This is a genomic window from Streptomyces sp. NPDC046881, assembly GCF_040645015.1.
Taxonomy (GTDB): Bacteria; Actinomycetota; Actinomycetes; order Streptomycetales; family Streptomycetaceae; genus Streptomyces.
The window spans coordinates 1-15,550 of sequence record NZ_JBEYXJ010000084.1 but is presented as its reverse complement, the minus strand read 5'-3'; the positions used below and the strand labels follow the sequence as shown (position 1 = coordinate 15,550).

Genomic DNA, 15,550 nt, shown 5'->3' with positions numbered 1-15,550 from the left:
GCAAAACGCAGAAACTCTACTCAATTGTTCACGTTCTCCTGTGACTTGAGTCACAAGGGGCAGGAATTGTTGACCCTGTGTACCGAGTGGGCAGCGCGCTGTGATTCAGTGGCGGGACAACCCTTCATTCGCTGCGAGGCCTCGGGGGGAGGGAGAGCATGGAGACCGAGTCGGAGCCCTACGTCCGTCTTGCGTCCCTGCGACAGCTGCACCAGGTCATGGCCGACATGAACACGGCCCGCAGCCTGGCGGACACCCTGCAGACGGTCGCCGACGGCGCCGTGCACGCCCTCGGCTACGAGATGGCGGCCGTCAACCTGGTCCGCCAGGACGGCGACCTCGTGGTCGCCGCCTTCTCCGGCAACTCCGCCGCGGAGGCCCTGATCACCGGCCGGGTCGGCTCCCGCGAGTCCTGGGACCGCCGGCTGAACATGGGCGAACGCTGGGGCGACCTCGTCTTCATACCGCACACCGAGGGCTGGGTCCTCGACGACGACGACGTCCCCCAGTGGTACACCGACGGGCCCGCCCCCCGCTTCGAGGACGAGTGGCACCCCTCCGACCGGCTCTTCGCGCCGATGTACACGCCCGGCGTGCAGGGCGGCAACTGCGGCGAACTGCTCGGCGTCATATCCGTCGACCGGCCGCGCAACGGCCGCCGCCCCGGCGCCTGGGGCCGCGAGGCCCTGCAGATGTACGCCTTCCAGGCCGCCATCGCGATCAGCAACGCCCGCCTGCGCGCCAACATGCAGCGCGCCCTCGTCCGCCTGGAGCGCGACCAGCAGGCGCTGCGCGCCAGCGAGGAGTCCTTCCGGCAGGCCTTCGAGTACGCCCCCTCCGGCATGGCCATCGCCGAGATGGGCGGCGACCAGCACGGCCGCATCCTGCGCTCCAACGACGCCCTGTGCCGGCTGCTCGGCCGCCCCGCCTCCGCGATGCGCCGCTACTCCTTCGCCGACCTCGTCCACCCCGAGGACGTCGGCACCCTGCTGCGCACCTCGGCCGAGGGCGGGCGCGCGGAGCTGCGGCTCGGCCGCCGGGACGGCACCTACGTCTGGGTGTCCCTGCGCAACAGCGTCGTCGCCGACGCCGCCGACGGCCCCCGCTTCCTCCTCACCCACGTCGAGGACATAGAGGAGCGCAAGCGGCGCGAGCTGCAGCTCGCCCACCGCGCCTCCCACGACTCGCTGACCGGCCTGCCCAATTCAGCCGAGCTGCGCTCGCGGCTGTCGGCCCGGCTCTGTCAGCGCCCCGCGCACGCCGGGGCCCTCGACTCCCTGGACGCGGCCTACGGCCACCCCGCCTTCGACGTCCCGGCCGGCCACGGCTTCGACTTCACGCCGGGCACGGACGGCTTCGACGCCTACGACCACCATGTGCACACCGTCGCCCCCGAGGACGGCCGCGACGACGGCACCAAGGGCCTCGCGGTGCTCTTCTGCGACCTCGACGGCTTCAAGTCGATCAACGACCGGTTCGGGCACAACGCGGGCGACGCCGTCCTCATCGAGGTCGCCCGGCGGCTGAGCAACGGCGTCCGGGACGGCGACACGGTCGCCCGGCTCGGCGGCGACGAGTTCGTGATCCTCGCCGACGGCCTCGGCCGGGCCGACGCCCAGGACCTCGCCGTACGGCTGCGCAACGAGATCATCCAGCCGATCCGCGCCGAGGGCCGGGCGGTCCGGGTGGGCGCGAGCTTCGGCATCGGCTGGGCCCACTGCGGCATGACGGCGGACGAGGTGCTGAAATCCGCTGACGAGCGGATGTACGTAGAGAAACGATCTCGTCCCAAACAACACCGCCGTGCCGGATGATCCGCAGGTCAGCGAGGTGAAGCGGTCCGAGGCCCCCGTTTGGGCCAGGGAGAACGGGTAGGCTCGCCATTCCAACCCGTACCGCATCCGCCCGCACCTGTTGAGGAGTACCAAGGGATGACGCCCGGCGACAACGGCGCGAGCACGCCCGAGGACGACGACCCGTTCGGCTACCTGTACGCAGACGGCCAGGCCCGGGGAGCCCAGCCGCCGTCCGGCGGTTACGGCTACCCGAACTCGGTCAGCAGAGTGCGTACGGTCGGCGAGCGTTCCTACGGCGCACAGCAGGCACCGTACGGCCAGAGCGTCCCCCAGCAGGGGGCCTACGGCCAGCCGAACGCCCACTACCAGGCTCCCGAGACGCTGCCCGGCGGCGCCCCGGCCGGCCGCCGGACCGCGCCCCCCGCGCCCGGCCGCCGCGGCCCCAACACCAAGGGCCTGCTGATCGGCGCGATCGCGGTGGTCGCCGCGGTCGTCATCGGCATCGGCATCGCGATGATCAACGGCAACACGGACGACGACAAGTCCGGCAACCAGGCGGGCTCCACCCCGACCCACTCCCAGAGCAGCAGCCCGAGCCCCTCGGGCAGCAGCTCGGCGACGCCGGGAGCACTGCCGAAGTCGGACGCGAACGCCCTCCAGCTGCTGGGCGGCGCGACCAAGGCGACGGACGTGCCGGGAGCGAAGGCGGCCGGCGGCGTCTACGTGGCGGGCTTCAACCAGACCGGATCCTCGATCATCTGGACCGTCAACGACATCCCCGAGGCCGGCAAGTACAGCGTCTTCGTCGGGTACAGCGTCCCCGGCAAGGACGCCACCGCCACCCTCACGGTCAACGGCACGGCTTCCGACACGCCCGTCGGCCTGAAGAACTGGGCGCGGGCCCCGGAGGGCAGTTACGAGAAGGGCTGGACGAAGACGTACAACTGGGTCCAGCTCGACAAGGGCACGAACACCATCAAGGTCTCGTGCGAGCAGGGCAACCAGTGCGACGCCCTCATCGACCAGCTGTGGCTGGTCAAGGGCTGGGTCAACTCCAGCGGCTGACCCCCGGAACGCAGTCGCGGCCCCGGCCGTCCGCCGAGGTCGCACACTCAGGCTTTCAAGCCGCCGTCACCGAGACTCGTGGCAGGAGTTTCTCGTAGGTCGCGAGGTCGAAGTCGCCCGCTGTCGGGGACCGTACGGTGGCCGCCGAGAGGGCGACCGCGCGGGTGAGGCGGTCCGGCCAGGGGAGTTGGTCCAGCAGGCCGGAGAGGAGGCCGGCGACGGCCGAGTCGCCGGCGCCGGTCGGGTTGCCGTGCACGCGGGCCGGTGGGGCCGCGCGCCAGTGGCCCTCGGGGGTGGTGGCGAGGAGGCCGGCCGGGCCGAGGGAGGCGACCACCGCGTGGGCGCCGCGGCGGCGGGCGTCCTGGGTGGCGCGCAACGGCTCGTGCGAGCCGGTGAGTTCGGCCAGTTCCTCGGCGTTCGGCTTGATGATGTCCGGCCGGGCGGCGACCCCGCGGCGCAGCGGCTCTCCGCTGGTGTCCAGCAGCACCGGGACGCCGGCCGAGCGGGCCGTGCGGACCAGGGTGGCGTACGCCCCCACCGGCACCCCCGGCGGCAGACTGCCGCACAGCGCCACCGCCGAGGCACCGGCCAGCAGTTCCCCGTACCGGTCCAGGAAGGCGCCCCACTCGCCCGGCGTGATCTGCGGGCCCGGCTCGTTCAGCTGGGTCGTGTCACCCGACCGTTCGTCGACCACGGCTATCGTGCGCCGGCTCGCCCCGGCGACCGGCACCAGCGCGTCCGTCAGTCCGGACGTGCCGGCCAGCCGGTCCCGTACCTCCCCTCCGGTCCCGCCGCCCGCGAACCCGGTGAGCGTCACCTCGTGCCCGAGGGCGGCCAGCACCCGGGCCACGTTCACGCCCTTGCCGCCGGGCCGTTCGGTGACCTCGGTGACGCGGTGCGAGGCGTGCGGGCGCAGTGACCGTACGCGATAGGTGATGTCGAGAGCGGTGTTCAGCGTGACCGTGAGGATCACCCGGGCCGACCTCCCTCGAAGTCCATGCGCCTGTCTCGGTTTCCGGGGCCTCGATCATGCCAAAGAGACGGCGGCCGGCCCAGGGCGCGGGTCGGTCACCGTCTCCTCGACAGCGGTACGGATCAGGGCAGTTGGGGCGCTACCACCCATTCGCCCTGCCGCATCACGCCCTTCAGTGCGAAGTCCGCGTCCAGCAGGACCAGGTCGGCGTCCTTGCCGGGCTCCAGGGAGCCGATGCGGTCGGAGAGGCCCAGCAGCCGGGCCGGGTTGGCCGACAGGGCGGTCACGGTGTCCTCCACCGACAGCCTGTCGACGGTCACCGCCCGCTGGAACGCGCGGTCCAGGGTGAGCGTGGAGCCCGCGATCGAACCGCCCTCGACCAGCCGGGCCACGCCCTCGCTGACCTCGACCTCCAGCGGGCCGAGCATGTAGCGGCCGTCGCCGGTGCCGGCCGCGTCCATCGCGTCGGTGATGAACGCCACCCGCTCCGCGCCCGCGTGACGGAACGCCAGCTCCAGCGCGGCCGGGTGCAGGTGGACGCCGTCGTTGATCAGCTCGACGGTGACCCGCTCGTCCTCCAGCAGCGCGGCGATCGGGCCGGGCGCGCGGTGGTTCAGGGCGGGCATGGCGTTGAAGAGGTGGGTGGCGACCGTGGCGCCCGCGTCGATCGCCTCGGCCGTCTGCTCGTAGCTGGCGTCCGTGTGCCCGATCGCCGCGATGACGCCGTGCTCGGCGAGCAGCCGTACGGAGTCGATGCCGCCCGGCAGCTCGGCGGCGAGGGTGACCATGCTGGCCCTGCCGCGCGCCGCGTCGATCAGCTTGCGGACCTCGGCCGGGTCCGGGTCGCGCAGCAGCCCCTCGGAGTGCGCGCCCTTGCGGCAGGGGGAGATGAACGGCCCCTCGAAGTGGATGCCGGCGATCTCCCCCTGCTCGGCCAGCTCGCTCAGCAGGCCGGCCTGGCGGACCAGCAGGTCCATCTCGTCGGTGACGGTGGAGGCGACGAGGGTGGTGGTGCCGTGGGCGCGGTGCGTGCGGATGGCCTGGAAGATGTCGTCCGGCGTGCCGGAGAAGGAGGCTCCGCCTCCGCCGTGGTTGTGGATGTCCACGAAGCCGGGCACCAGCCAGTGGCCGCCGACGTCGACGACCCGGGCGCCGGCCGGAGCGGTTCCGGCGATGCGCCTGCCGTCCACGACCACGCGGCCGTTCTTCACCGTTCCGGTGGGAAGCACCACATTCGCGCCGGTGAGCAGCAGGGTTTCCCGCTCGGTTGCCATCAGGTGCTTACCTCCGGAGTCGTTGGAGTGGCGGTCAACAGGTCGTGCGCGAGCAGCCCCGCACCCAGGCAGCCGGCCGTGTCGCCCAGCGCCGCCGGGACGATCGTGGGCAGGGTCTGGAAGGTGACCCGTTGCCGGACGGCGTCCCGCAGGGGTCGGAACAACACATGCCCCGCCTCGGCCAGCCCGCCACCGATGATCAGCGTGCGGGGGTCCAGCAGGGTGAGGGCGGTGACCAGCCCGTCGGCGAGCGCACCGACCGCCTCGTCCCAGACCCGGACGGCGTTCGGGTCGCCGGACGCGACGGCCCTCGCGCAGTCCGCGGCGTCCGCGTCCGGGTCGCCGCAGGCCGCGGCCCAGGCCTCGGTGACGGCGGACGCGGAGGCGTACCGCTCCAGACAGCCGCGCTGCCCGCACGGGCAGGGGGCCCCGCCGGGCCGTACGACGATGTGGCCGATCTCGCCCGCGAAGCCGTGCGCGCCGGACTCCACGCGCCCGTCGATGCCGATGGCGCCGGCGATCCCGGTGCCCAGCGGCACGAACAGGAACCGGTCCGCGCCCCGGCCGGCGCCGATCCGGCCCTCGGCGAGGCCGCCGGTGCGCACGTCGTGGCCGAGGGCGACGGGCATCCCGAGCCGCTCGGCGAGCAGGGCGCGCAGGGGTACGTCCCGCCAGCCGAGGTTGGCGGCGTAGACGGCGGTGCCGGTCCGCTCGTCGACGATGCCGGGGACCGCGACGCCGGCCGCGCCGGCGGGTTCGCCGTACCGCTCGACGCCGTGGGCGCGCAGCTCGGCGGCGAAGTCGAGGATGCCCGCGAGCACGGCGTCGGGGCCGCGCTCGCGGCCGGTGGCGCGGCGGGCGCGGTGCAGGGTCGCGCCGTCGTCGCCGACGAGGGCGGCCTTCATCCCGGTACCGCCCACGTCGAGGGCGATGACATGTCTCACCACGTGGCCTAGTGTGACCCTCCCACCCGGGAGAGGTCTAGTCCACTCACGTGGTGTAGACCTTATGTGTCCATATGTTGAACGGTCAGACAGCAGGGTTGGGGCTTTGAGGGTGCGTCGGCTTACGGCAGGAACGATCGCGGTGGTGTCCGCTCTGGGCATGACGGCGGTGCTCGGCGGCTGCGGGAGTACGAGCTCCTCCGACGTCACCCTCAGACTCGTCGCCGCCGACTACGGCGACTCCGCCGCGAACAGCTCCAAGAAGTACTGGGACACCCTGGCCGAGGAGTACGAGAAGCAGCACTCCGGGGTGAAGATCGAGGTCAGCGTCTACTCCTGGAACGACGTCGACCGCAAGGTCAAGGAGATGGTCGACGCCGGCCACGCCCCCGACCTGGCCCAGATCGGCGCCTACGCCGACTACGCCGCCGCGGGCAAGCTCTACCCGGCCTCGGACCTGCTCTCCATCCGCACCCAGGCCGACTTCCTCTCCCAGCTCGCCGACGCCGGCGAGTGGAAGCACACGCAGTACGGCATCCCGTTCGCCGCCTCCACGCGCGTGCTCTTCTACAACAAGACCCTGTTCGCCAAGGCCAACCTCACGCCGCCCACCACCTGGGCCGAGCTGGCCGCCGACGCCAGGGCGCTCAAGGCGCAGGGCGTGAAGTACCCGTACGCGCTGCCGCTCGGGCCCGAGGAGGCCCAGGCCGAGACCATGCAGTGGCTGCTGAGCGGCGGCAACGGCGGCAGCGGCTACACCGACGACGTCGGCACCTACACCATCGACTCCACCGCGAACGTCGACACCTTCACCTGGCTCAAGGACGAGCTGGTCGGCAAGGGCCTGACCGGCCCGGTCGCGCCCGGCAAGCTCAACCGCGCGGACGCGTTCGCCGCGTTCGCCGACGGCCGGGTCGGGATGCTCAACGGGCACCCCACGCTGATCCAGCAGGCCGAGAAGAAGGGCGTGAAGTTCGGCATGGTGCCGATGCCGGGCCGCACCGGCAGGGCCAGGGCGTCCATGGGCGTCGCCGACTGGATGATGGCCTTCAAGCAGAACGGGCACGCCGACCAGATCGGCGACTTCCTCGACTTCGTCTACAGCGAGAAGAACGTCCTCGACTTCTCCCGGAAGTACGGGCTGCTGCCGGTCACCGGGTCCGCCTCCAACACCATGGCGGCCTCGGACGCCCCCACCGACAAGGCCCTGCGCCCCTTCCTGGAGCAGCTGCCCACCTCCGAGCTGTACCCGGTGGGCAAGACCTCCTGGGCGGCGGTCAGCGCGGCCGTGAAGCAGAACATAGGCCAGGCCGTCGCCCCCGGCGGCAGCCCCTCCGGCGTCCTGACCCGCCTGGAGTCCACGGCCACGGCGGCCGACAGCAGCAACGCGAACTGAGCCCGTTGTCGGTGCCCGCCGCTACGGTGGCGGGCATGGAACTGGGCACCCGAGAGAAAGCCGTCCTCGCCCTGGAACGCCGCGCCTTCCCCGGCCCCGGCGCGAAGGAGCGAGCGATACGCGAGGAACTCGGCCTCTCCCCGGTCCGCTACTACCAGCTCCTGAACGCCCTGCTGGACGACGAGCGGGCCCTGGCCCACGACCCGGTCACGGTCAACCGCCTGCGCCGGGTGCGGGAGGCGCGCCGCAGGGAGCGCTGAGCCGGTGGGGGCCGCCCAGGCGTGAGGGGGGCCGGAGCCGGATACTGTCGCGGTATGGATCCTCTGCCCACCCCGCAGACCCAGCCCGGCCGGGACGGCCTCGCCGCCCTGCTCGCGCAGCCCCGCACCGCGCTGATCGGCCTGGACTTCGACGGCACCCTGGCCCCCATCGTCGCCGACCCCGAGCAGGCCCGCGCCCACCCCGGCGCCGTGCCCGCACTGGCCGCGCTCGCCCCGCAGGTGGCCTCCGTCGCCGTGATCACCGGCCGCCCGCCCGAGGTCGCGGTCCGCAACGGCGGCTTCGCCGGCGTCCCCGGCCTGGAGCACCTCACCGTCCTCGGCCACTACGGCGCCGAACGCTGGGACGCGGCCACCGGCACGGTCACCGCCCCGCCCCCGCACCCCGGCGTGGCCGCCGTCCGCGCCGAGCTGCCCCGCCTGCTGGAGCGCGTAGGCGCCGGCGAGGGCATCTTGATCGAGGAGAAGGGCCGGGCCCTCGCGGTGCACACCCGCCGTGCCGCCGACCCGCAGGCCGCCCTCGAGTCCCTGCGCGGCCCCCTCTCCGACCTCGCCACCCGGCACGGCCTGATCGTCGAACCCGGCCGCCTGGTCCTGGAACTGCGCCCCCCGGGCATGGACAAGGGCGTGGCCCTCCTGGGCCACGCCCGCGCCATCGGTGCCGGATGCGTCGTCTACGCCGGCGACGACCTCGGCGACCTCCCGGCCTTCGCCGCCGTCGACAAGCTCCGCACCAACGGCGTCCCCGGCCTGCTGGTCTGCAGCGGCAGCGCCGAGGTCACCGAGCTGGCGGAACGCGCCGACCTGGTGGTGAACGGCCCGGAGGGCGTCGTGGAGCTGCTCGGGGCGCTCGCCGCTCAGCTCGGCTGACCGGTCAGCGCGCCCAGCTGGTCCAGGAACCACCGGGTCGGCGGCAGCGCGGTCGCGGCGGCGGCCAGCCGCTTGGAGCGTTCGGCGCGCTCGGCCCTCGGCAGGGTCAGCGCCTCGTGCAGGGCCCGGGCCGTGCCCGCGATGTCGTACGGGTTCACCGTGAACGCGTCCTCGCCCAGCTCCTCGTACGCCCCGGCCTCCCGTGACAGCACCAGCGCGCAGCCCTGGTCGGAGACGACCGGGACCTCCTTGGCGACGAGGTTCATGCCGTCCCGGATGGGGTTCACGAGGGCCACGTCGGCCAGCCGGTACGCGGCCAGGGAGCGCGCGAAGTCGTCCTTCACGTGCAGCTCGACGGGGGTCCAGCCCGCGGTGCCGTACCGCTCGTTGATCTCCTCCGCGACCCGCTGCACCTCGGCCGTGTACTCCCGGTACACGGCGAGGTCCTGCCGGGACGGGTAGGCGAACGCCACGTGGACGACCTTCTCCCGCCACTCGGGGTGGTCCGCCAGCAGCTGCTCGTACGCCAGCAGGCCGCGCACGATGTTCTTGGACAGCTCGGTGCGATCCACCCGGACGATCGTCTTCCGGTCCGGTCCGATCTCCTTCCGCAGCGCCGCCATCCGCTCGTCCACGTCCGGCTCGTGCGCCCGCTTGCGCAGGAAGTCCGCGTCCGCGCCCAGCCCGTGCACCCCGATCTCGGTACCGGACGGGATGCCGGGCCCGAGCACCGCGTGACAGCAGTCGGTGAACGCGTCCGCCCACCGCCGGGTGAGGAACGCCGCCCGGTCCGCGCCCAGGATGCCGCCGAGCAGCTCGGCCGCGATGTCGTCGGGAAGCAGCCGGAAGTAGTCCGGCGGCGCCCACGGGGTGTGCGAGAAGTGGCCGATGCGCAGGTCGGGACGGAGCTGGCGGAGCATGCGGGGGGCGAGGGCCAGGTGGTAGTCCTGGATCAGCACCGCCGCGCCCTCGGCCGCCTCCTCGGCCAGCGCCTCGGCGAACGCCCGGTTGTACGCCTGGTACGAGCCCCACTGCCGCCGGAACTCCGCGTCGAAGACCGGCTCCAGCGGGGTCTGGTACAGCATGTGGTGGACGAACCAGAGCACCGAGTTGGCGATGCCGTTGTACGCCTCGGCGTGCACGCTCGCGTCGATGTCGAGCATCCGCACCCGCTGCCCGCCGGTCTCCTCGGCCGGCAGCAGTCCGCCGTCCGCGCGCCGCACGGCCGCCCGGTCGCCTTCGCCGAGCGCGGCGCACACCCACACCGAGCCCGCGTCCGAGCCGATGGCGGACAGTCCCGAGACCAGCCCGCCACCACCCCGTCTGGCGTGCAGCGAGCCGTCCTCGCCCACCTGGTAGGAGACCGGGCCGCGGTTCGACGCGACCAGCACATGAGCCTTTTCAGCGGGAGCACGCGTGGAAGCCATACGCCTCAACCTAGCCCGGCCCGGAAACGCTCAAACGTACGCTCCGCCCGGCGGGGGCCGGGGCGGGGGACCGTATACGGGGAGTTCACGCCACCTTCCGCTCGGCGTACTCCGCGATCTCCACCATGGGCGGCCGCTCCTCGGTGTCCACCGAGTAGGTCCGCGGCTCGAACCCGTCCTCGCCCCGCTCGAACTGCGTGAGCGAGGGCCGGACGAGGTGGCCGCGCGCGAGCCGCAGCTGAGCCGTGCGGTAGATCGCCGCCGCCATCCGGCCGAGGGCCTGCCCGTCCTGGTGCCGGTGCTTGCGCACCCCCAGGTCGACCTGGGCCAGCGCGTCCAGGCCGACCAGGTGCAGCGCGTCGACCAGCATGCCCAGCTCCACGCCGTAGCCCACCGGGAACGGCAGCTGTTCCAGCAGGGAGCGGCGGGCCGCGTACTCGCCGCCCAGCGGCTGCACGAACCCGGCCAGCTGCGGCCAGTGCATGTTCAGCAGCGGACGGGCCATGAGTTCGGTGACCCGGCCGCCCTGCCCGGAGGCACCGGCGAGCGGGCGGTCGTACATGCCCTTGACCAGGTCGACGTCCGGTTCGGTGAGCAGCGGGCCGACGATCCCGGTGACGAAGTCGGAGGAGAACTCCCGCAGGTCCGCGTCGACGAAGCAGACGATGTCCCCGCCGGTCACCAGCAGCGAGCGCCACAGCACCTCGCCCTTGCCGGGGACGGCGGGTATGCGGGGCAGGATGTCGTCGCGGTGGACGACCCGGGCGCCCGCGCGCGCGGCGACCTCGGCGGTGCGGTCGGTGGAACCGGAGTCGACGACCACGATCTCGTCCACGAGCGGCACCTGCTCCACGAGGTCGTGCCGGACGACCGCGACGATGTCGCCGACCGTCTCCTCCTCGTTGAGCGCGGGCAGCACGACGCTGATCGTCTGGCCCGTGCGCTGCTTGGCCGCCACGACCTGGTGCAGCGGTCGGTCGGCCACGGACCAGGAGCGGGTGCTCAGCCAGCGCTCGACTTCTTCCAGCACGGTCGGCGGCTCCTCACTGTCACGACCACACGTCACCGTGTGATCCATCTCGCGGTTCGGACGACTATCTCAACTGTCCTGGCCGTCGGTTACAGTCTTGAACAACGCCGATGACCATCGCATGTCGGGGGTCGCGGGCGTCCACAACCGAATACCGCTCATCCAGAGGGGCAGAGGGACACGGCCCGATGAAGCCCCGGCAACCCTCCAGTCGGCTCTCGTCCTCGTAGCGAGGCTCCCGGCTAGGGAAGGTGCCAAATCCGTCTCACGGCGAGATGCGTCGTGAGGAAGATGAGGAGAAAGGGCCTCGCCTCCATGGCTGTGCAGACAGTTGCCACCTCCAGCGACACCACCGTCGACCTCGGTCCCGCCGCCGCCCTGAGCTGTCGCGAGTGCGGTCACCGCGTCCCGCTCGGTCCGGTCTTCGCCTGTGAGGAGTGCTTCGGCCCGCTCGAGATCGCCTACGACTTCTCCGCCTACGACACCGAGGAACTGCGCCGGCGCATCGAGGCCGGCCCCGCGAACATCTGGCGGTACGCGCCGCTGCTGCCCGTCCCGGCGGACGTCACCGACAAGCCCAACCTCAACCCCGGCTGGACCAAGCTCGTCGAGGCCGACAACCTGGCGCGCGAGCTGGGCGTGACCGGCGGCCTGTTCGTGAAGGACGACTCCGGGAACCCGACCCACTCCTTCAAGGACCGGGTCGTCGCCCAGGCCCTGGAGGCCGCCCGCGCCTTCGGCTTCACCACGCTCTCCTGCTCCTCCACCGGCAACCTGGCCGGCGCCGTCGGCGCCGCCGCCGCCCGGGCCGGCTTCCGCTCCTGCGTGTTCATCCCGCACGACCTGGAGCAGGGCAAGGTCGTCATGGCCGCGGTCTACGGCGGCGAACTGGTCGGCATCGAGGGCAACTACGACGACGTGAACCGCTTCTGCTCGGAGCTGATCGGCGACCCGGCCGGCGAGGGCTGGGGCTTCGTCAACGTCAACCTGCGGCCGTACTACGCGGAGGGCTCCAAGACCCTGGCGTACGAGATCTGCGAGCAGCTCGGCTGGCGGCTGCCCGACCAGATCGTGGTCCCGATCGCCTCCGGCTCCCAGCTCACGAAGATCGACAAGGGTCTCCAGGAGCTGATCAAGCTGGGTCTGGTGGAGGACAGGCCGTACAAGATCTTCGGTGCGCAGGCCGAGGGCTGCTCGCCGGTGTCCACCGCCTTCAAGGCCGGCCACGACGTGGTCCGCCCGCAGAAGCCGAACACCATCGCCAAGTCCCTGGCCATCGGCAACCCGGCCGACGGGCCGTACGTCCTGGACATCGCGCGCCGTACCGGCGGTGTGGTGGAGGACGTGACGGACGCGGAGATCGTGGACGCGATCAAGCTGCTCGCCCGCACGGAGGGCATCTTCGCGGAGACCGCCGGCGGCGTGACCGTGGGCGTGACGCGCAAGCTGATCGAGAGCGGCCGGCTGGACCCGGCCCTCACGACCGTCGTGCTCAACACGGGCGACGGCCTCAAGACCCTGGACGCGGTGGCCGGGACCGGCCTCACCGCCACCATCCGCCCGACCCTGGACTCCTTCCGAGAGGCTGGCCTCGCATGAGCGTGACCGTTCGCATCCCCACCATCCTGCGCACCTACACCGGCGGGCAGGCCGAGGTCGCCGCCGAGGGGGCGACGCTCGGCGAGGTCATCGCCGATCTGGAGAAGAGCCACACCGGGATCGCCGCCCGCGTCCTGGACGACCAGGGCAAGCTGCGCCGCTTCGTCAACGTGTACGTCAACGACGACGACGTCCGGTTCGAGCAGGGCTTGGACACGGCGACCCCGGACGGCGCCGGTGTCTCCATCATCCCGGCGGTCGCAGGCGGCTGAACGGCCCGCAATTACCATCGGTAACACCGGTTACCGATTGTTCATCGGATTGCCCCCTCCGTAAGAGAAGCGGAGGGGGCAATTCTGCGTGATTGAGCGCGGTAAGGTTGGGGAACACGGCCCGGGTCTTCGGGTCGAAGGCCCTGGAATCATGCCGGGCGACCCGACAAGAAGTAGCCAAAGTGTGCGGGTTGTCTGCGGCTTTTGTGGCTTTTATGGGGCCCGACTTGCCCTGAATTCGGGCGAATTCTCACCACATTCCGGACCGCCCGCGTCCAGAATTCTCGTCCGATTGACCTGTTGCAGACGGCAGTTGGACAGATACATTCAGCCGCGGTCGACGCGTTCCGGCGCACGCCCCCGTCCCATGGGGGGTGAGGTCTGACCCGGGTCCGCGAAGTGTGGATCTGTGCAAGGGCCAGTAATAGGGGAGTTAGGCATGGCTCAGGGCACCGTCAAGTGGTTCAACGCGGAGAAGGGGTACGGCTTCATCGCGGTCGACGGTGGTGCGGACGTCTTCGTCCACTACAGCGCGATTCAGATGGACGGCTACCGCACCCTGGAAGAGGGCCAGCGGGTCGAGTTCGAGATCTCGCAGGGCCAGAAGGGCCCGCAGGCCGACATGGTTCGCGTCACCGCCTGAACGTTTCTTGTCCGAAGGGCCCGCACCTCGCACGGGGTGCGGGCCCTTCGCCGTGCCCCGGTTCCGCTGTTCGCGTGCGGCTGACGGGGGCCCCGTACCGGTGCAGGCGCTTGCACTCGACCATGCCGAGTGCTAATCATTGGCGTTAGCACTCTGAAGGTGAGAGTGACAGTGAAGGACCGGGTCGGTGAGGCCCGCAGGCCGGGTGGGGCAAGGAACCACGAGGCCGGCGAGCCGTCCGTCGCGGGCGCGGGCGCGGTCCGAAGGAATCACCCCCAGTCCTGGAGGGACCACTTCACATGGCCAAGATCATCGCGTTCGACGAGGAGGCGCGGCGCGGCCTCGAGCGCGGCATGAACCAGCTCGCGGACGCCGTGAAGGTGACGCTCGGCCCCAAGGGTCGCAACGTCGTCCTCGAGAAGAAGTGGGGCGCCCCCACGATCACCAACGATGGTGTCTCCATCGCCAAGGAGATCGAGCTCGAGGACCCGTACGAGAAGATCGGCGCCGAGCTGGTCAAGGAAGTCGCCAAGAAGACGGACGACGTCGCCGGTGACGGTACGACCACCGCGACCGTGCTCGCCCAGGCCCTGGTCAAGGAAGGCCTGCGCAACGTCGCCGCCGGTGCCAACCCGATGGCTCTGAAGCGCGGTATCGAGAAGGCCGTCGAGGCCGTCTCCGCCGCCCTGCTGGAGCAGGCGAAGGACGTCGAGACCAAGGAGCAGATCGCCTCCACCGCGTCCATCTCCGCCGCCGACACCCAGATCGGCGAGCTGATCGCCGAGGCCATGGACAAGGTCGGCAAGGAAGGCGTCATCACCGTCGAGGAGAGCAACACCTTCGGTCTGGAGCTGGAGCTCACCGAGGGCATGCGCTTCGACAAGGGCTACATCTCCGCCTACTTCGCGACCGACATGGAGCGCATGGAGGCGTCGCTCGAGGACCCGTACATCCTCATCGCCAACTCCAAGATCTCCTCGGTCAAGGACCTGCTCCCGCTGCTGGAGAAGGTCATGCAGTCGGGCAAGCCGCTGCTGATCATCGCCGAGGACGTCGAGGGCGAGGCCCTGTCGACCCTGGTCGTCAACAAGATCCGCGGCACCTTCAAGTCCGTCGCCGTCAAGGCCCCGGGCTTCGGCGACCGCCGCAAGGCCATGCTCGGCGACATCGCCATCCTCACGGGCGGCGAGGTCATCTCCGAGGAGGTCGGCCTCAAGCTGGAGAACGCGACCCTGGACCTCCTGGGCCGCGCCCGCAAGGTCGTCATCACCAAGGACGAGACCACCATCGTCGACGGTGCCGGCTCGTCCGACCAGGTCAACGGCCGGGTGAACCAGATCCGCGCCGAGATCGAGAACAGCGACTCCGACTACGACCGCGAGAAGCTCCAGGAGCGCCTGGCGAAGCTCGCGGGCGGCGTGGCCGTCATCAAGGCCGGTGCCGCCACCGAGGTCGAGCTCAAGGAGCGCAAGCACCGCATCGAGGACGCCGTCCGCAACGCGAAGGCCGCCGTCGAGGAGGGCATCGTCGCCGGTGGTGGCGTGGCCCTGCTGCAGGCCTCCCAGGTCTTCGAGAAGCTGGAGCTCGAGGGTGACGAGGCGACCGGCGCCAACGCCGTGCGCATCGCGCTCGAGGCCCCGCTGAAGCAGATCGCCGTCAACGCCGGCCTCGAGGGCGGTGTCGTGGTGGAGAAGGTGCGCAACCTGACCCCGGGCCACGGCCTGAACGCCGCGACCGGCGAGTACGTCGACCTGGTCGCCGAGGGCATCATCGACCCGGCGAAGGTGACCCGCTCCGCGCTGCAGAACGCCGCCTCCATCGCGGCGCTGTTCCTCACCACCGAGGCCGTCATCGCCGACAAGCCGGAGAAGGCCGCCGCGCCGGCCGGCGGCGGCATGCCGGGCGGTGACATGGACTTCTGATCGACCTGACGGTTGATCGCCTGTCCTTCGGACCGAGGGCGGCACTCCCAGCTGACCGCGA

14 protein-coding genes and 1 riboswitch are annotated in these 15,550 nt (G+C 71.5%); of the genes, 9 read left to right on the top strand and 5 right to left on the bottom strand.

Annotated elements, in window-relative coordinates; translation table 11 throughout:
* Nucleotides 1-158 precede the first annotated feature (158 nt).
* Entirely contained in the window at nucleotides 159-1,814 is a 1,656-nt protein-coding gene (cdgB, locus tag ABZ923_RS30265; RefSeq protein ID WP_361477782.1) for a diguanylate cyclase CdgB, read from the top strand.
* Between the two features lie 117 nt (nucleotides 1,815-1,931).
* The gene (locus tag ABZ923_RS30260) at nucleotides 1,932-2,861 is read left to right on the top strand and encodes a CBM35 domain-containing protein (RefSeq protein ID WP_361477779.1); all 930 of its coding nucleotides are present in this window, start codon (nucleotides 1,932-1,934) and stop codon (nucleotides 2,859-2,861) included.
* Between the two features lie 55 nt (nucleotides 2,862-2,916).
* Here ABZ923_RS30260 and ABZ923_RS30255 read toward each other — a convergent pair whose 3' ends face one another.
* The 3 genes from ABZ923_RS30255 to ABZ923_RS30245 form a co-directional block, all read right to left on the bottom strand.
* Nucleotides 2,917-3,834 carry a 1-phosphofructokinase family hexose kinase gene (locus tag ABZ923_RS30255; protein WP_361477776.1) on the bottom strand — a complete coding sequence of 306 codons (918 nt, stop codon included), beginning with the start codon at nucleotides 3,832-3,834 and terminating at the stop codon, nucleotides 2,917-2,919.
* Between the two features lie 122 nt (nucleotides 3,835-3,956).
* The gene (gene nagA, locus ABZ923_RS30250; protein ID WP_361477773.1) at nucleotides 3,957-5,108 is read right to left on the bottom strand and encodes an N-acetylglucosamine-6-phosphate deacetylase; all 1,152 of its coding nucleotides are present in this window, start codon (nucleotides 5,106-5,108) and stop codon (nucleotides 3,957-3,959) included.
* Nucleotides 5,108-6,052: an ROK family protein gene (locus ABZ923_RS30245; protein WP_361477852.1), complete on the bottom strand. Its 945-nt coding sequence runs from the start codon at nucleotides 6,050-6,052 to the stop codon at nucleotides 5,108-5,110. The genes nagA and ABZ923_RS30245 overlap by 1 nt, the downstream gene beginning before the upstream one ends.
* Before the next feature lie 142 nt (nucleotides 6,053-6,194).
* Here ABZ923_RS30245 and ABZ923_RS30240 point away from each other — a divergent pair, with 142 nt between their 5' ends.
* From ABZ923_RS30240 to otsB, 3 genes are read left to right on the top strand one after another with little or no spacing between them, the layout of a single operon-like run.
* The gene (locus ABZ923_RS30240; RefSeq protein WP_361477770.1) at nucleotides 6,195-7,448 is read left to right on the top strand and encodes an extracellular solute-binding protein; all 1,254 of its coding nucleotides are present in this window, start codon (nucleotides 6,195-6,197) and stop codon (nucleotides 7,446-7,448) included.
* Between the two features lie 35 nt (nucleotides 7,449-7,483).
* On the top strand, nucleotides 7,484-7,708 hold the full coding sequence (locus ABZ923_RS30235) for a DUF3263 domain-containing protein (protein ID WP_189985559.1): 225 nt from the start codon (nucleotides 7,484-7,486) through the stop codon (nucleotides 7,706-7,708).
* A gap of 54 nt (nucleotides 7,709-7,762) precedes the next feature.
* Entirely contained in the window at nucleotides 7,763-8,596 is an 834-nt protein-coding gene (gene otsB / locus ABZ923_RS30230) for a trehalose-phosphatase (protein WP_361477766.1), read from the top strand.
* On the opposite strand, the gene ABZ923_RS30225 is transcribed toward otsB, so the two are convergent.
* Together ABZ923_RS30225 and ABZ923_RS30220 are read right to left on the bottom strand one after the other, a co-directional pair.
* Nucleotides 8,584-10,023 carry a trehalose-6-phosphate synthase gene (locus ABZ923_RS30225; protein ID WP_361477763.1) on the bottom strand — a complete coding sequence of 480 codons (1,440 nt, stop codon included), beginning with the start codon at nucleotides 10,021-10,023 and terminating at the stop codon, nucleotides 8,584-8,586. The genes otsB and ABZ923_RS30225 overlap by 13 nt on opposite strands.
* An 85-nt stretch (nucleotides 10,024-10,108) precedes the next feature.
* Entirely contained in the window at nucleotides 10,109-11,053 is a 945-nt protein-coding gene (locus tag ABZ923_RS30220) for a glucosyl-3-phosphoglycerate synthase (RefSeq protein WP_361477760.1), read from the bottom strand.
* Nucleotides 11,054-11,208: 155 nt separating this feature from the next.
* Nucleotides 11,209-11,351, top strand: a riboswitch (SAM riboswitch).
* Between the two features lie 17 nt (nucleotides 11,352-11,368).
* Between ABZ923_RS30220 and thrC the strand changes: the two genes are divergently transcribed.
* From thrC to groL, 4 genes are all read left to right on the top strand, one after another.
* The gene (gene thrC / locus ABZ923_RS30215) at nucleotides 11,369-12,652 is read left to right on the top strand and encodes a threonine synthase (protein ID WP_361477757.1); all 1,284 of its coding nucleotides are present in this window, start codon (nucleotides 11,369-11,371) and stop codon (nucleotides 12,650-12,652) included.
* Entirely contained in the window at nucleotides 12,649-12,924 is a 276-nt protein-coding gene (locus ABZ923_RS30210; RefSeq protein ID WP_361477754.1) for a ubiquitin-like small modifier protein 1, read from the top strand. Before thrC ends, ABZ923_RS30210 begins: the two co-directional genes overlap by 4 nt.
* Nucleotides 12,925-13,363: 439 nt before the next feature.
* Nucleotides 13,364-13,567 carry a cold-shock protein gene (locus ABZ923_RS30205; RefSeq protein WP_004986573.1) on the top strand — a complete coding sequence of 68 codons (204 nt, stop codon included), beginning with the start codon at nucleotides 13,364-13,366 and terminating at the stop codon, nucleotides 13,565-13,567.
* Between the two features lie 299 nt (nucleotides 13,568-13,866).
* Entirely contained in the window at nucleotides 13,867-15,489 is a 1,623-nt protein-coding gene (groL, locus tag ABZ923_RS30200) for a chaperonin GroEL (RefSeq protein WP_361477751.1), read from the top strand.
* Nucleotides 15,490-15,550: the final 61 nt, after the last annotated feature.

What these genes read in the sequence shown, in the direction of transcription:
- ABZ923_RS30260 (WP_361477779.1), top strand. Translation starts at nt 1,932, where the DNA reads ATGACGCCCGGCGACAACGGCGCGAGCACGCCCGAGGACGACGACCCG.
- otsB (WP_361477766.1), top strand. Translation starts at nt 7,763, where the DNA reads ATGGATCCTCTGCCCACCCCGCAGACCCAGCCCGGCCGGGACGGCCTC.
- nagA (WP_361477773.1), bottom strand. Translation starts at nt 5,108, where the DNA reads ATGGCAACCGAGCGGGAAACCCTGCTGCTCACCGGCGCGAATGTGGTG.
- cdgB (WP_361477782.1), top strand. Translation starts at nt 159, where the DNA reads ATGGAGACCGAGTCGGAGCCCTACGTCCGTCTTGCGTCCCTGCGACAG.
- ABZ923_RS30235 (WP_189985559.1), top strand. Translation starts at nt 7,484, where the DNA reads ATGGAACTGGGCACCCGAGAGAAAGCCGTCCTCGCCCTGGAACGCCGC.
- thrC (WP_361477757.1), top strand. Translation starts at nt 11,369, where the DNA reads ATGGCTGTGCAGACAGTTGCCACCTCCAGCGACACCACCGTCGACCTC.
- ABZ923_RS30225 (WP_361477763.1), bottom strand. Translation starts at nt 10,023, where the DNA reads ATGGCTTCCACGCGTGCTCCCGCTGAAAAGGCTCATGTGCTGGTCGCG.
- ABZ923_RS30205 (WP_004986573.1), top strand. Translation starts at nt 13,364, where the DNA reads ATGGCTCAGGGCACCGTCAAGTGGTTCAACGCGGAGAAGGGGTACGGC.
- groL (WP_361477751.1), top strand. Translation starts at nt 13,867, where the DNA reads ATGGCCAAGATCATCGCGTTCGACGAGGAGGCGCGGCGCGGCCTCGAG.
- ABZ923_RS30210 (WP_361477754.1), top strand. Translation starts at nt 12,649, where the DNA reads ATGAGCGTGACCGTTCGCATCCCCACCATCCTGCGCACCTACACCGGC.